13 protein-coding genes are annotated in these 16,015 nt (G+C 57.1%); 8 read left to right on the forward strand and 5 right to left on the reverse strand.

Annotated features, from left to right (window positions below; all coding sequences use genetic code 11):
- Window positions 1-8: 8 nt before the first annotated feature.
- The 4 genes from EJ361_RS21495 to EJ361_RS21510 all read right to left on the reverse strand — a co-directional run bounded on the left by EJ361_RS21495 (window position 9) and on the right by EJ361_RS21510 (window position 5,202).
- Complete coding sequence (locus tag EJ361_RS21495) at window positions 9-1,217, reverse strand: DUF6786 family protein (protein ID WP_126248195.1); 1,209 nt, start codon at window positions 1,215-1,217, stop codon at window positions 9-11.
- Between the two features lie 147 nt (window positions 1,218-1,364).
- On the reverse strand, window positions 1,365-2,915 hold the full coding sequence (locus EJ361_RS21500; protein ID WP_126248197.1) for an aldehyde dehydrogenase (NADP(+)): 1,551 nt from the start codon (window positions 2,913-2,915) through the stop codon (window positions 1,365-1,367).
- A gap of 20 nt (window positions 2,916-2,935) precedes the next feature.
- Window positions 2,936-4,072, reverse strand: coding sequence for a glycoside hydrolase family 172 protein (locus EJ361_RS21505; protein ID WP_126248199.1), 1,137 nt, complete (start codon window positions 4,070-4,072; stop codon window positions 2,936-2,938).
- A 110-nt stretch (window positions 4,073-4,182) separates the two neighbouring features.
- Entirely contained in the window at window positions 4,183-5,202 is a 1,020-nt protein-coding gene (locus EJ361_RS21510) for a LacI family DNA-binding transcriptional regulator (protein WP_126248200.1), read from the reverse strand.
- Between the two features lie 89 nt (window positions 5,203-5,291).
- On the opposite strand from EJ361_RS21510, the gene EJ361_RS21515 reads away from it, so the two are divergent.
- The gene (locus tag EJ361_RS21515) at window positions 5,292-5,564 is read left to right on the forward strand and encodes a hypothetical protein (RefSeq protein WP_126248202.1); all 273 of its coding nucleotides are present in this window, start codon (window positions 5,292-5,294) and stop codon (window positions 5,562-5,564) included.
- A 52-nt stretch (window positions 5,565-5,616) separates the two neighbouring features.
- Here the strand turns inward: EJ361_RS21515 and EJ361_RS26090 are convergent, their stop codons facing one another.
- Window positions 5,617-6,486, reverse strand: a complete 870-nt coding sequence (locus tag EJ361_RS26090; protein ID WP_126248204.1) for an AraC family transcriptional regulator — start codon at window positions 6,484-6,486, stop codon at window positions 5,617-5,619.
- Between the two features lie 231 nt (window positions 6,487-6,717).
- On the opposite strand from EJ361_RS26090, the gene EJ361_RS21525 reads away from it, so the two are divergent.
- The 7 genes from EJ361_RS21525 (at window position 6,718) to EJ361_RS21555 (ending at window position 15,995) form a co-directional block, all read left to right on the forward strand.
- Complete coding sequence (locus EJ361_RS21525; RefSeq protein WP_240646702.1) at window positions 6,718-7,515, forward strand: SDR family NAD(P)-dependent oxidoreductase; 798 nt, start codon at window positions 6,718-6,720, stop codon at window positions 7,513-7,515.
- Between the two features lie 15 nt (window positions 7,516-7,530).
- The gene (locus EJ361_RS21530) at window positions 7,531-8,751 is read left to right on the forward strand and encodes an enolase C-terminal domain-like protein (protein ID WP_126248206.1); all 1,221 of its coding nucleotides are present in this window, start codon (window positions 7,531-7,533) and stop codon (window positions 8,749-8,751) included.
- Window positions 8,752-8,766: 15 nt separating this feature from the next.
- The gene (locus EJ361_RS21535; protein WP_126248209.1) at window positions 8,767-10,404 is read left to right on the forward strand and encodes a sodium:solute symporter; all 1,638 of its coding nucleotides are present in this window, start codon (window positions 8,767-8,769) and stop codon (window positions 10,402-10,404) included.
- A gap of 24 nt (window positions 10,405-10,428) precedes the next feature.
- On the forward strand, window positions 10,429-11,724 hold the full coding sequence (locus EJ361_RS21540; RefSeq protein WP_126248211.1) for an alpha-L-fucosidase: 1,296 nt from the start codon (window positions 10,429-10,431) through the stop codon (window positions 11,722-11,724).
- 18 nt (window positions 11,725-11,742) lie between these two features.
- The gene (locus EJ361_RS21545) at window positions 11,743-12,141 is read left to right on the forward strand and encodes an L-rhamnose mutarotase (RefSeq protein ID WP_126248213.1); all 399 of its coding nucleotides are present in this window, start codon (window positions 11,743-11,745) and stop codon (window positions 12,139-12,141) included.
- A 42-nt stretch (window positions 12,142-12,183) separates the two neighbouring features.
- Window positions 12,184-13,674: an alpha-L-fucosidase gene (locus EJ361_RS21550; RefSeq protein WP_126248215.1), complete on the forward strand. Its 1,491-nt coding sequence runs from the start codon at window positions 12,184-12,186 to the stop codon at window positions 13,672-13,674.
- 101 nt (window positions 13,675-13,775) lie between these two features.
- Window positions 13,776-15,995: a glycosyl hydrolase family 95 catalytic domain-containing protein gene (locus EJ361_RS21555; protein WP_126248217.1), complete on the forward strand. Its 2,220-nt coding sequence runs from the start codon at window positions 13,776-13,778 to the stop codon at window positions 15,993-15,995.
- Window positions 15,996-16,015: the final 20 nt, after the last annotated feature.

Below are 16,015 nucleotides of genomic sequence, written 5' to 3' on the forward strand. Positions count from 1 at the left end.
AAGGGGAATTATTTCTGTTGGAGGAATTGACGGACGGAATCCAGCGGCAGCTGCCACAGCCTTGCCGCCAGGGCTTTCAACGCTTCGGCGTCTCCTTCGAAGTGCATCGTGACCTGGCTGTATTTCCGCGCCTCGCCGGGTTTGAGGGCAATGGCGTCGGAAGAGGATTCTACTTCGTAGAAAGGCCCCATTTGCGTGCCGTCTTCCAGCGGGCCGTCATTATAACAGTTTACCGCATCGCCCTTGTACGGTTCCGCCTGGTCTTCCCATTTCGAATTCACGTATTTCCCGTCGGGCGTAACATCGTACAGCAAAACGGTAATGGAATTGTTGGCGAGGTCGATGCTGCCGGCGCCCGTTTTGGCGATGCCCGGCGCGATGCCGAGTTTGCCGCGGGCCTTGCCGTCTGCACGGAACAGCAGCAGGCTGTCGTTCACCTGCAGATTGCGCGCGGGGATTTTTCCGAAATAATCGTCCGTGATCAGTTTGCGGGAGTCCGCACCCGGCCGGAAAGGCGCTACCACGGCGGTTTGCTCAGAGGGTTTGAACATGCCCAGGAGCCAGATGCCGGGGAGCCCCGTAGTTTCCTGCCAGGCACTGTCGCCGAGGTTGGAAACCTGGTTTTCGGTCTCGTAAGCCACGCTGCGCAAGCCCTCCGGCAATGCGATCCCCAGTTTCGATTCGATGGTTTTTTTGTCGAGCAGACGGATGGTGCGTGATACGCCGAGCTGGAAAGTATAACCCGCGTGGTTTTGAACGGCGCCGGCATACTGGTAGGATACTTCACCGGGGGCTTCGGCCGTCACGGTATAATGCGCGGTGTCGATCATACCGGGCGTTTGCCAGTGCGTGAATTCGTAAGGTTTGCCGGGAGGGAAGAACAGGGCGTACTGGCCGCCTTCCGGTCCCAGCCAGAAGCGTTCTTCGCCGCCGAATGCGTTGATGTGCGGCGTCAGTTTGCCGGAAGCGATGAGGTCGTAATTGATCCAGCCGAAGCTGTTGCCCGCATCGCCGGAGGCGGAACTGGTCATCACGCGGGCCTGGTAATCGCCGGTAACGAGCACGCGGCTACTGTCTCCCGGAAGCTGCAGCACCACCACGTTTTTAAGGTGCTGACGGAGGAAAGCCACGTCGTCGCCGAAGTTGGCAGGTTTGCCGGGCTGCCTGTCTCCGCTGGTTTGGCAACCTGCGATGCCGGTGGTTAATAAACATGCCATAAGTAATGGTTTCATATCGTTCGGATTGTTTTATAATGTTGGATGCGGGGAATTGGTGAGTTTGTGTTTGGCAGGTACGTCGCGAAGCGCGGTGCCGCCGCCGGCCAGGGTGCCTTTCGGAACGTCCTGCAAGGCCACGATCACATTTCAGAAAATGGCTTCACGCTGCCAGTTGCCGTTCACCATCCGCCAGATGTTCATGGGGTTTTCGTTGCGCAGCGCCTCCGGCAACATATGCCCCGGAAAATCCTGGAAACACACCGGCCGCGTGAACCGGTAAATCGAAGCCGTGCCAACGGAAGTGCCTGCGCCGGGCGTAGCCGCTGGCCATGGGCCACCGTGTACCATGGCGTGGTTCACGGCCACGCCGGTCGGGAAGCCGTTCACGAGCAGGCGCCCCGCTTTCTCCCGGAGGATGTCTGCCAGTGGCGCATGTTGGTCGAGATCGGCCGGTGTACCGTGGATGGAAGCGGTGAGCTGTCCTTCGAGGGCTTCCGCGAAAACGGAAAGACCGGCCGCGTCATCGCAAAGAACGAGCAGTCCCGCCGGACCGAAAACTTCATGCAGCATGCCCGGCGTTTCCAGTACTTTATTCAATGAGGTGCGCATCATGACCGGTGCTGCTTTGCCGGCAACATCGGCGCCTTTGCAGAGGGGCTGCGCGCCCATGTCGGCGAGGCGCTGCAGGCCAGCCTGGTAAGCGTCCAGGATGCCGGGTGTGAGCATAACGCCCGCCGCCAGCTGTGCCATGCCGGCTTCGAGGGCTTTGATCAATTCGTTGCCATCGCCGGCTGTTACGATCACACCGGGATTGGTGCAGAATTGCCCAACGCCCATGGTGAGTGATTGGAGGTATTGCGCAGCGAAGGTGGCGGCATTGCCGGCCAGCAATTCCGGCAGGAGGAATACCGGGTTCACGCTGCCCATTTCCGCATAAACGGGGATGGGAACGGGCCGTTGCGCGGCCGTTTCGAACAGCGCCTTTCCGCCCCCGAACGATCCGGTGAATGCGATGGCGCGCAATTGCGGATGACGGGCCAGGTGTTGCCCTGTTTCAACGGTAGCGCCATGAACAAGACTGAAAACCCCTTCCGGCATGCCGGTTTCTCTGCCGGCTTCGAGGATGGTTTTCGCCACCAGGTGCGAAGTATGCGGATGGGCGGGATGGGCCTTGCAGACCACGGGGCACCCGGCCGCAAGCGCCGCTGCCGTATCGCCGCCAGCCACGGAAAAGGCGAGGGGAAAATTGCTCGCGCCGAAAACGGCAACTGGTCCCAGCGGGATCTGCATTTGCCGGATGTCTGGCGCGCCGCGGTCGATCCGGGCATTCACCCAGGAACCCTCTTCAATGGTTTTCGCGAAAAGCCGGAGCTGGTTGGCCGTTCGGTCGCGCTCGCCGTTGAGCCTTGCCAGGGGCAGGCCGCTTTCTTCCGATGCAGTCTGGAGGAGCGTTTCGCCGAGGGCTTCGATCCCCGTGGCGATGGCGCGGAGGAATGCGGCGCGCGCAGTGGCGGTGGTTTTCTTGAATACCGGGAACGCCCTGGCGGCGAGGGCTACGGCCTGGTCCACTTCCGCGGGCGTTGCTTCATGGAATGGCTGCGGGAGCCATCGCTGTTCCGCGGGGTCCCAGGCGCGGAAGGTTTGCGTGCCTTCTGCGGTCCGGCGGTTCCCGATCATCTGAAATCCGATTGTATGCATTGTTCAAACATTTATAAAAATCAATTCACTTCCAGCTGGTCTTTCGGTTGCAGCTTCGGGAACGGCGCATGCGGCTCGCGCTGGTACCAGAACACGACCGAGCTGATGTCCGACTGCTGCGGCAAATACCGTCCGCCGCTCCGCCAGCCCAGGTCCTGGATGGTAATTTTCAGTTCCTTGTCGAAACGGATGGGGTCCATGATATGCCAGCGGTATAATCCGAACCGCTGCTGCGATTTGTACAGTCCGTCCGGACGGATCACCTGGTGCAAACCGGCGTACGGCGTGGTGAATTCCTGGTATTTCCCCTTGTTGTCGAAGTTGTAGGAGCCGCAGAAATAATCTTCCGTCCCCGTTCCGCAGATCGTAGGGAATTTGCCGTCGCCGTCCATGAAAATTTTGATCTCGCCTTCTCCCCACCAGCCGTTGTTGTTCACGCCCCAGGCCATGTAGGCGCCTACATAGTGGCCTTTTCCCTTGATGCCGTCGATCAGCGTGAATTCCGCATTTTTAACCGGGTTGTTGCGGCGGAACTGCGCGTGGAAATACGCCGCGTCGGCGGGCACTTGCGTGAGCGTATAGTCGACCTGGTAATACAGCGTCATCCTTTCCGTATTGATGTTTTCCATCGTGATTTTGCATTTCTTCCGGAAAGGCATGGGCCAGTAGCAGTTGAATGCGCTGCCGGGGTTGACGGTTACCGGCAGGGACGTCAGTTGTGCGTATTCTCCCCATCCCATCCCGAAAAAATCGCCGACGGGCACTTCCACACTGGGCGTGGTTTCATCGTCCCAATAAAAGCGGAGGATGGAGTAGCGCCAGTTGCCGGTGGGCGTCATCCAGATATGCTGAATGGCGCCGGAGGCGTTGATTTCCGCGAGGGTAAACGTTTGTCCGGGTTCGATGTGCACATAGGGATTCACTTTCCACCCCTGTCCGAGATTGCGTGCGGCGCCGCGCGCGTTGCCCTGTTCGAGGGTGGCCATGCCGCCCTTGCCGGGCTCGCCGGTAAAGTTTTCCGGGGAAATGGAGCGGGTTTTGGCGTCGGATAAACGGTGGAGGTTGCCCAGGTTCATGTCGAGCCCGTTAAAAGGCTGCTGCGCTGCCGATGCGAGGGCCAGGCAGGCGCAAAAGGAGAGGAGGAGCAGTGTTTTCATAATGTGTATCGTTTGAAAGGCTTTTCACTTTAACGATTAAGCGCCCTTTTCTTCGACGGTTTCCATGCACGTGGCGTATTTGATTGTTATTATAGGTTTTGATGTATGGTTCAATTGGCCGCGCTGGAACGGCGCACTACCAGTTCCGCATCGATCCGGATGTCTTCCGGCGGCCGCCCGCTATCGGCGATCTGGCTGAGCAGCAGTTGCACGGCGGCTTTGCCCATTTCCCGGATGGGTTGGCGGATGAAGGTGACGGGCGCGTGGAACAGGTCGAACGCTTCGCTCTCGTCGAAACTCACTACTGCCAATTGTTCCGGCACGCGGATGCCCAGTTCGCTGATATACCGCAGCCCTTCAATGGCAAGACTGTTCGTGGCGAAAAACAGGGCGTCGGCGGGATGTTTGCCGCCGGTCAGCTGGTCGATCGCTTTGCGGATATCCTCGCGCAGGTGGTTGTACCGCGCCAGTTTGAGGCGTTTTCCCGTTTTCAGTCCGGCGTTGGCCAGGGCTTCTTCGAAGCCCCGGCGGCGTTCGGCGATATGGTGCAGGCCGGTTTGGTATGCGATCATGCCGATGCGTTTGCGGCCGGAGTGCAGCAGGTGCTCCACCGCGTTGTACGAAGCTTCGAAGTTGTTGATGCTGATGCTGCTGGCGGCGATGGAAGGGAACGGCCGGTCCATGAGCACGAACGGGACGTGGCGCTCGCTGAGCTGGAGGATCTGCTGTTCGGAACCTTCGGAGGGGATGACGATCAGCCCGTCTACCTGCCGGTTCAGCAATACATTCATTAGGTCGGCGGATTTTTCCGCGTTTTCGTCGGAGCTGCCGAAGATGACGGTGATATTGTGCCGTTTGGCTTCGTCTTCGACGATCCGGGCGATTTGTCCGAAGAAAGGGTTGGAGATGTCTGCCACGATGAGGCCGATGGTGTCCGTCCGCCCGCTTTTCAGGCTACGGGCGAGGTAATTGGGCTGGTAATTGAGCTTCCGCGCGATCTTCCGGATCTTGCTGGCCATTTCCCGCCCCACCCGGGCCTTCTCCTCCTTGTTCGTCAACACATAGGATACCAGCGCCGTGGATACCCCGGCTTCCTGTGCGATGTCTTTCAGGGAGGCTCTCTTCTTCATGAAATAAAAATAAGCTTAAACGTTTAAGTAACCTAGTTTTGCCGTCGAAAATCATTTTTTGGCTACATTTGCCGCTCATTTTTAGACACATGAGTTCATTAGGCTGGAAGTTAATCAGGAGTTTCGACAAGGATTTTGAAGTGAACGGAGAACCGGTGCGGGTGCGTTTCGTGACGATGAATTGCGTGCACAAGCAATTGTACCAGGTGTATGTACTGCACGAGGGCAGGGAAGTGCGTTTCCATATTCAGAAGAACGCCGCGGGTGAATTCAGGATCGTGGGCCGGGGGATTTGCCCGCCCCAATACGTTCCCCTGGAAGCCGCGTTCGCCGAAGCGATCCTCGCATCGCCGGTAGGCTGATCTTCTTATAATAAAAGCCGCTCGAAAGCGGCTCCCCAGTCATCATATCGTATCAATCCGGCAGCGAGCGCACGTATTCCCGAGGGGTCATGCCTTTTATTTCCCGGAAAAACCGGTTGAAGTTGGACAGGCTGTTGAACCCGCATTCATAGGCCAGTCCTGAAATGGCAAGCTCGCCTTCTGCGAGCAGCTTGCAGGCGTGCCCAATCCGCACTTCATTGACGAACGCCACGAACGTTTTCTGCGTCCGGCTTTTAAAGTACCGGCAAAAGGCCTGCTTGTTCATGTTCACGAGGCGCGACACCTCATCCAGCTGGATCTCGCTCTTGAAATGCTCGAATACAAACTTGAACACCATATCGATCCGGTCGTTGTCTTTCGCCTGGTAAGTATTCACATAGCCCTGGCTGGCCAGCAGTTCGTATTCCCGCGTACGGGTGAGCACGTCTAGCACGCGCATGAAGGAAATCAGCTGCGCAAAGGGCGGCTGCTCCGTCATCTCGAGCAAAAGCGATTTCAGCGTGCGTTTCGCCTGTCCCGAAAATTTCATCCCCCGCCTCGATTTCTTCAGCAACAATTCCGTTTGCCGCCCCAGCCCGAAATACGTCATGGAGGCCAGGAGCTTGTCCGGCTCGATGAAAAGGGCCACGGACCGGGCGTGCTGGTAATTATTCCGGTCGAAATACCGGCTGTCGTTATGCCAGACGTGCGGAATGTCCGGCCCCAGCAGAATAAGCTCGTCGCTGTCGAAATTCTCCACACTGTCGCCGATGATGCGCCTTCCTTCGCTTTCCACCACATACACGAGCTGGCATTCCTTATGGAAATGGAACTCCGTCGAGAAATACGGGAGGTCGATCACCCGCATCGCAAATACGCCCATGTGGGCCTCTTCCTGTATCTTGGTGAAAACCGGCTTCATATTGATGGAAATTAGTTGAATCTATGTATTGTATGCTAATATAAGATTAAATAGACATTCTGCATAACAAAACTGAATTTCTATTGCAATAATTTATGCATCCGATTGTATAAACTTGCTAATATACGCGCAGAAGTCATCAACGGTCCGTTAGTATTCCGCGGGCGGTTACCTTAGTTTTGTTTGATGACCGGTACCGCTGCGCGAAATGGTGGTGGAATGAATTAACTTATGCCTGGATTAATAATGGAAAGAATGAAAGACATGCTGAAGGATAAGGTGGTCCTGCTCACGGGCGGGGCAGACGGTATCGGATGGGAATGCGCGCTGGCTTACGCCGCCGCAGGCGCCAGGGTTTGTATTGCAGACCTGAATGCTGCGGGGCAGGACAAGCTGCCGAAGCTGCCGGGAGAAGGGCATACCTTCCATCAGTGCGACGTTACTTCCGGCCCGGCCGTGGTTCAATTGTTCGCCGGGATCGGGAAAGTGTACGGCCGGCTGGATGCGGTCCACAACAACGCCGGTATCGCGCAACCTGCCAGGCCGCTGCACGATACGGAAGATGCGGAATGGGAAGCCCTCATGCGGGTGAACCTCAAAAGCATCTACCTGACCACCCGCCACGGCATCGCCCTGCTGCGTGCCTCCAAAGGCTGCATCCTGCACACCAGCTCGCTCGTAGGCAGCATCGGGCAGGAGAACCACGCGGCTTACGTTGCCACGAAAGGCGCCGTGAACGCGCTCACCAAAGCCATGGCGCTCGATTACGCGGCAGACGGCATCCGCGTCAACGCCGTGGCGCCTGCCGCCATCCGTACGCCCATGCTCGAAGCCTGGAGCGCCGAACAGCCGCAACCGGAAATCATGCAACGGTATCTCGACCGCCTGCAGCCGCTGGGCGCCATGCCCGCCGGAGACGTGATCGCCGACGCCTGCGTGTTCCTGCTCAGCGACGCCGCCCGCTTCATCACCGGTTGCATCCTGCCCGTATCGGGCGGCGCGGAACTGGGGTACCGGGCCATGATCTAACATTTCTTTCATTACATGATAAAAAACATCGACATCGCAGACGCCCGGTTTGCGTTGAAAAACGGCGCCGGCAGCGACGCCGTGCACAAAGACCCGCAATACGCCTATGCCGTCACGCACCTGCAGAACGAACAGGGGCAACGCGGCACAGGGCTTGCTTTCACGCTCGGAGAAGGTAACGACCTGGTTTGCCGCGCCGCGCGGTTTTACGCGGAAACCCTCCGCGGGAAAGACATCGAAACGCTCATGGGTAACTTCGGCGAAACTTTCCACGCACTGGCCAACGAACAACAGTTCCGCTGGCTGGGGCCGCACAAGGGCGTCGTTCACCTCGGCCTCGCATCCGTTACCAATGCGTGCTACGACCTCTGGGCCAAACAGCGCGGCGTTCCCCTCTGGAAGCTGCTGATCGATCTTTCTCCCGAAAGCATCGTCAACACCCTTGATCTTACCTATCTCGAAGATGTGCTCACCCGCGAAGAAGCCATCGCGCTGTTGGCCGAAGCTTCGGCAACGGCGGCCGGCCGGATGGGGATCCTTGAAAAAGGATATGCGGGGTACGATACTTCCGTGGGTTGGTTCAATTACGACGACGCGCAGGTGCGCGAGAATTGCAAGCGTGCGCTGGACCAGGGTTTCGAAGCCATGAAGCTGAAAGTGGGCTCCGCCGATCCGAAGCGCGACATCCGCCGGGCCAACATCGTCCGCGAAACCGTCGGCGATTCCGTAAAGGTAATGCTCGACGCCAACCAGCAATGGAACCTCCCGCAGGCCATTTCCATCTGCAACGAACTGAAGCAAATGCACCCGTATTGGGTGGAAGAGCCGACGCATCCGGACGATGTGCAGGCGCACGTGACGTTGGCGGAAGCCGTAGCCCCGGTAAAACTCGCGCTGGGAGAGCATGTCCCCAATCGCGTGATCTTCAAGAATTACCTGCAGTCGGGCTGCGCGGGGTTCATCCAGGTGGATGCCGTGCGGGTAGGAGGGGTGAGCGAATTCATCACCGTCAGCCTGCTGTGCAAAAAGTTCGGCGTACCGGTAGTGCCGCATGTCGGCGACATGGGCCAGCTGCATCAGCACCTCGTGTTGTTCAACCACATCGCCATGGGGCATGAAGCACTTTTTCTCGAGCATATCCCGCATCTGAAGGAGCATTTCCTCCACCCGGTCCGCATCGAAAACGGCGTATACGTTACGCCGCAGGAGCCGGGCAGCAGTTGCGACTTAAAATAATCCAATAATCCACGTATGATCGGAACCGCAGATATTGTCATAACCATCGGTTATATCCTGCTGATCGTCGCCATCGGGCTATGGACCGGGCTGCGGAAGAAATCCGCCGCCACGGAAGGCTCGGGCGCGTATTTCCTGGCGGGCAAAACCCTGCGCTGGCCCATGATCGGCCTGGCGCTCTTCGCAACGAATATTTCCTGCCTTCACCTGGTGAGCCTTGCCCAGAGCGGGTTTGATACGGGGTTACTGAACGGTAATTTCGAATGGATGGCGGCGTTCACCCTGATATTGCTCGCGCTGTTCTTCGTGCCGTTTTACATCCGGTCGGGCGTGGCCACGCTGCCCGATTTCCTGGAAAGGCGGTACAACCGCGCGTGCCGCGACTGGCTGGCGATCGTGTCCATCGTTTCGGCCGTTATCATTCATATCGCGTTTTCGTTCCTGGCGGGCGGTATTGTGCTGGAAACGCTGTTCGGGATCGATATGTACGCCAGCATCATCGTGATCGCCGCGCTCACGGGGCTTTACACGATCGTGGGCGGGCTGCGGGCCGTGGTGGTGACGGAATCCATTCAAAGCGTAGTGCTCATCGCCGGAGCGGTCATTATTACCGTGGCGGCGTGGAACAAAATGGGCGGCTGGCAGCCGATGGAAGCGGTGCTCGCAGGCCAGGGCGCGATGGACAAACTAAGTATGATGCGCCCGGTGGGCGATGCTTCGGGCATGTCGTGGATGGCGGTATTCCTCGGCTACCCGATTTTAGGGATCTGGTATTGGTGCGCCGACCAAACCATCGTGCAGCGGGTGCTCGGCGCCAAAGACGAGAACCATGCGCGGGTGGGCGCCCTGTTCTGCGGATTCATCAAAATACTGCCGGTATTCATTTTCGTGCTGCCGGGGCTTTTCGCCTGGGCGCTGTATCAATCCGGCGGGCTCGACCTGTCGGCCTTGAAACACGGAAACGGCGAGGTAGACTCCAAAGGCATATATACCCTCATGATCACGCAGCTGCTGCCTTCCGGGCTGATCGGCGTACTGGTGGCGGCGTTATTGTCGGGCCTCATGAGCCAGATCGCCGGGGCGCTGAATTCTATCGCTACATTGGCCAGCTTCGACCTGTACAAACGGTTCCGGCCGGAAACGAAAGATGCCGACCTCGTGAAAGTGGGCCGTTGGGCTTCGGCGCTGGCGCTGCTCGTATCCATCGGGCTGTTACCGTTGCTGAACCGCTACCAGAGCCTGTTTGAAGGGATCAACGACGTGATCGCGCACATCGCGCCGCCTATTACCTGCGTATTTTTGCTGGGGATTTTCTGGAAACGCGCTTCCGCGAAGTCGGCCCAGCTCACGTTGTGGATCGGTTCCGCGCTCGGTGCGCTGGTGTACGCGATGAATAAATTGTACCCGCAGGGGCCGCTGGGCGGCATTCCCTTCATGATGATGGCGTTTTACCTCTTCCTGGCCTGTGTGGCCATGCAGGTGTTGTTTTCGTTCCTTTTCCCCGTGGTGCATACGGCGCAGAGCGGCGCTTTGTACTGGCGCTCGTGGCGGGAGCCGCTGGAAGGGGAAGGATGGAAGGGTTTTGGTAACTATAAATTTTTGTCGGTACTGTTGCTCCTGGTGATGGGGGTGCTGTACTGGTTTTTCAAATAATCGGAATCAAATAAACGTTGTGAAATGAAAAAACTGATACTATTGCTGATGTTGTATTGCGGCGGAACATTCGCGCAATCGCCTGTTAAGACCGATCCCGCTGTATTGCGCCAGTTCATGGATATGCGCTTCGGGATGTTTGTGCACTGGGGGCCGGTGAGCCTCCGCGGTACGGAAATCGGCTGGTCGAGGGGAGACCAGGTGCCCACCGCTGAATACGACAATCTCTACAAGGAGTTCAATCCCGTATTGTTCAATGCGGATGAATGGGTGAAAGCCGCCAAAGACGCCGGGATGAAGTACCTCACCATCACCGCGCGCCATCACGACGGCTTCTGCCTCTGGCCTTCGGCCTTCACGGAATACGACATCGCTTCCACACCCTATAAAAAAGATATCGTGGGCGCATTGGCCGCCGCTTGTAAAAAGCAAGGCATCAGGTTTTGCATTTACTACACGGTACTGGATTGGTGGCACCCGGATTACCCCGTGAACTCCCCGAAAGATCAGACCATCGACCCGAAAGCGGACATGAACAGGTACATGACCTATATGAAAAACCAGCTGAAAGAACTGGTGACGAAATACGACCCCTACATGCTGTGGTTCGACGGGCAATGGGAGCAACCCTGGACAGACGAGCGCGGCCGCGAAATCTACGCCTATCTCAAACAACTGAATCCCAAACTCATCACCAATAACAGGCTGGGCAAGGAATTCGCCGCAATGGAAAACAAACAGGTCGACATCTCCAAAATGGTGGGCGACTACGATACACCGGAACAGGTTGTCGGTAAAATGAACATGGATTTCCCCTGGGAAAGCTGCTTCACCATTTGCAACCAGTGGGCCTGGAAGCCGAACGATAAAATGAAATCCCTCGAAACCTGTCTGGACATCCTCGCCAGAACTGCCGGCGGCAACGGCAACCTCCTGCTGAACGTGGGCCCCATGCCCGACGGCCGTATCGAAGCCCGCCAGACCGACCGCCTCCGCGAAATCGGCAACTGGCTGAAAACGAACGGAGCCGCGATTTACGGAACGATGGGCGGCCCCTGGGCGCCGAACGATAATTTCTCCGCCACCCGGAAGGGCGACAAGGTGTTCATCCACGTCCTCAAATCCAATAACGGCGAATTGACCATGAAAGCCCTGCCGGGAAGAGCGGTCCGCAAATCCACGGTCCTCGGCGGCGGCGCCGTTACCACCGAAACCGCCAACGGCGAACTGCGCATTAAAATCCCGCAGCAGCCGGCTACTTTGCCTTACGTGATCGAGCTCACGCTCGACGGTCCGGCGGAGCAATTACCCATTCTTTGATCCCTGCAAACACAGTTCATGAGAACACTCCTCGTTTTATTCATCACGATGCTGGCCGCGGGTTGTGCGGAAAGGAAAGTGGAACGCTTCGGCATGGTGACCGGCATCAAACCCGAAAAGATCGCCTATTACAGAAAGTTGCATGCCCAGGTATGGCCGGGCGTGGTAAAAACCATCGGGGCATGCAATATTCGCAATTACTCCATTTATCTGAAAGAGATGGATGGAAAAACATATCTGTTCAGTTATTTTGAGTACACAGGAAGCGATTTCGCCGCAGATATGAAGAAGATGGCGGCAGACACGGTCACGCAGCGTTGGTGGAAAGAAACCGCGCCGGCGCAGATCCCCCTGCCAGACGCGGCCGCAGCCGGCGAAACGTGGTCGAAGCTCGAAGAGGTGATGCACCTGCCATGAAATAATCAACCACCACAGTAAGCAATATCCATGTACAGTTTTATGAAACGATGCGCAGGCGCCATGGCACTTTCGCTCGCCACACTGGGCGCCACGGCCCAACAGTTGCCCGCAAACAAGCCCAGCGCCGCACAACAGTCGATGATCGACCGGGGATACGGCATGTTCATCCATTTCGGAGTGAATACTTTTGCAGATGTGGAATGGTCGGACGGTACGATCCCCGTCAGCCAGTACAACCCCACCCAGCTAGACCCCGAACAATGGGTGAAAACCGCGAAAGACGCAGGGTTCCGGTATGTGCTCCTCATCACCAAACACCACGACGGGTTTTGCCTGTGGGACAGCAAGTACACCGAATACGACGTGGCTTCGTCGCCCGTGAAGACCGATGTGGTGAAAGCCGTGGCCGACGCCTGCAAAAAGCACGGCCTGCAGTTTGCCATCTATTATTCGCTGTGGGACCGCAAGGAGCCGACCTATAAAGATGCCGATCCGCAGCCTTACATCGATTATATGAAGAACCAGCTGACGGAGCTTTTCACGAACTACGGCCCCATTTGCGAGCTGTGGCTCGACGGCGGCTGGGACCGCAAGCCGGAGAACTGGGGAATCGAACAGCTGTATGCGCTGGTGAAGAAATTCAATCCCAAATGCGCGGTGAGCGTCAACCACACCATCGTGAACGAGGAAGGGAAACGGAATTACACGCGGCCGTCGAACATGACGGAAGACAACAAATATTTCTTCCAGTATTTCCCGTCCGACTTCCGGCTGTGGGACCCGCAGATCATCACGCGGTTCGATAAAAAGCAATATCTCCACCAGGGGAAGTCGTATTACCTGCCTTACGAAGCCACGATTTGCCTCAGCAGCCGTTATAACTGGTTCCAGAAATCCGTGCAGTTGCCCGTGCGCGAGCTGGACGAGCTGGAAGAGCTCTTTTACTGGAGCACGGCCAACAACAATTGCCTGGTGATGAACATCCCGCCCGACCAGACGGGCCGCATCCGCGAATACGAAGCGTTGGCGGCCATCAACCTGGGGAAACGGCTGGGCCTTGCACCGGGGAAACCACTGCCGGAGAACGGGAAATTCGTGTCGGAACGCAGGCCTGCAAAGGCGTCGAGCGTATATCCGGCGGATGCGAATAATCAATACGATGGCAGCAAAGTGACGGATGGAAAGCTCGATAGCCGTTGGGCTTCGGCAGATACCCTCGCTTCCCTCGAAATTTCGCTCGACCCTTCGGAATACTTCAATAAAATCAGCATATTCGAATACAAGGATGTAAAGAATTCAAAAGACGGGTTCTCGCAATTGCGCGAGCCGCGCATCCAGGAATATGCGGTAGACATCCGCCGGAACGGCCAGTGGGAAACGATTTTCCTGGGTCATGAGCCCATGGGCGATTGCAAGGTGATCCACCTGCCGCGGCGATACAGAACAGACTTGCTGCGCTTCCGCGTGACGAAAGCTAGCAATCTGCCGTCTATCTACGAAATCTCGGTAATCGATATGGCAAGAAAATAACAGGTTCAGTTATTTTAATAAAAATTGAGAGAATTTCCATAGACCGGCATCCCGATTTTTCGGGATGCACCCTGCTTAACACCCACTTTAAATTGTATGATATGAAACAACTTCTTACAGGGATGCTACTTGCCGTTGCCCTCAGTGCCGCGGCGCAGCCGAAGCCGGAACATAACCTCCGGCAAAGCGATCTCCCGCGGAGATGGGACGAAGCCATGCCGCTGGGGAATGGTATGATCGGCGCCCTCATCTGGCAGAAATCGGACAGGCTGCGGTTTTCGCTGGACAGGGTGGATTTGTGGGACGACAGGCCCATGGCCAATATCGACAAGTTAACTTTCAAATACGTGACGGAGCAGGTCCGCAAAAAGGATTATGCCCCCGTTCAGCAACTGGGCGACGTGCCCTACGAAGCCAACGCCGCGCCTACCAAAATCCCCGGCGCTTCGCTGGAACTGGATATGAAAGGTTGGGGAAACCCTGTTTCCTCCGTGCTGGACATCAGCAACGGCGTGCATGAGGCCCGGTTCTCTTCCGGAGCGGTTTTCCGCACTTACGTGCACGCCGGGCAAGATGTTGGCGTGTTTTCGCTGGAAGGTGCCGCCTTCAGTCCGGAACTTATCGCGCCGGCGTATGTTTCGGAAAGCAAGGGCGGTGAAGCCACGAGCGTAGACGGACAAAGCCTGGTAAGACTGGGGTACGGAAAAGGAACGGTCACCAAAGGCACCAACTCCATCCGTTACCGGCAGCCGACCTACGAAGGACATTTTTATGAAGTACTGGTAGAATGGACCGTGAAGAACGGCAAAACCACCGGCTGGTGGACGATCACCCCCGATCGGCCCGCCGCCATTCCCGCCGCATCCAAAAACGAAGCGAAGAACTGGAAAAGCCACGCCGCCTGGTGGGCCGGTTTCTGGAAGCGCTCCTCCATCCGGCTACCCGAACCCCTGCTCGAAAAACAATACTATCTCGATATGTACAAATTCGGCAGCGTTGCCCGCGCGCATACGCCGCCGATCTCCCTGCAAGCGGTGTGGACGGCGGATAACGGCCATCTTCCGCCGTGGAAGGGCGATTTCCACCACGATCTCAATACCCAGTTGAGCTATTGGCCTGGCTATACCGCCAACCATACCGACCTCACGGAAGGCTTCACCAATTGGCTCTGGAACACCCGCGCGGAAAACGAACGTTATACGAAGCATTATTTCGGGGTAGAAGGGCTCAACGTTCCCGGCGTCACCACCCTCACCGGAAAGCCCATGGGCGGATGGATCCAGTATTCTTTCAGTCCCACCGTGGCCGCGTGGCTGGCGCAACATTTCTACTGGCAGTGGAAGTTCAGCGGCGATGAAAAATTCCTCCGGGAACGTTGCAAACCCTGGTTCGACCGGGTGGCCGTTTATCTGAAGAACGTCCGCGTCAAGGATCCTGCTACCGGTGTGTACAAACTGCCGCTCAGCTCATCGCCCGAATATCATGACAACAGCATCGAGGCCTGGTTCACCGATTATTCGAACTACGACCTCGCGCTCATCCGATTCTTCTTCACCGCATATGCCGAAGTGGCCGCTGCGGCGGGAGACGGCTCGGTACCCCCGGCCGCGGAAGCCCTGAAAAATTATCCGGAACTATTCAGTGTGGAAGGCAGGCTGGCCATCGCGCCGGGGCATCCGCAACTGTCGTCGCACCGCCACCATAGCAACCTTATGGCGATTTACCCGGTAAAGATCTTGTCGTACGACCGGCCGAACGATCGCCGGGTGATCGACAGTTCCCTGGCCTGGATGAGCCGCAAGGGCACCCGGGCATGGGTGGGTTACTCCTTCGCCTGGGCGGCGTGCCTTTACGCGCAAACTGGCAATGGAGACAGTACGGTGAGCTATCTGCGGAAGTTTGCGTCCAACTTCGTATTAAGCAACAGTTTCCATGTGAACGGCGACCAGAAAGGCGGACAATACTCTGCATTCACTTACCGTCCGTTCACGCTGGAAGGCAACTTCGCGTATGCGCAGGGCGTACACGAAATGCTGCTCCAAACCCGCGATGGTGTAGTCCTGCTCTTTCCGGCAACGCCGAAAGATTGGAAGGCCGCGGGTTTCCATCAACTGCGCAGTGAAAGCGGTTGCCTGGTCAGTGCTTCGCTGGAAAGCGGGAAACTGAAAAGCGTGACTTTAACTTCCGATAAGCACCAAACCGTGAAAGTGAAACGGAATACGCCTGTGGGGAACATCGATCCCGGGAAATCGGCGGTAGACGGGGATGTGATAACGGTGGAACTGAAGAAGGGCCGGCCTGTTACTTTGTTAGCTGATTGAGGAAATATTCCCGAAAGAAA

This window comes from Chitinophaga rhizosphaerae, assembly GCF_003958645.1.
Lineage (GTDB): Bacteria > Bacteroidota > Bacteroidia > Chitinophagales > Chitinophagaceae > Chitinophaga > Chitinophaga rhizosphaerae.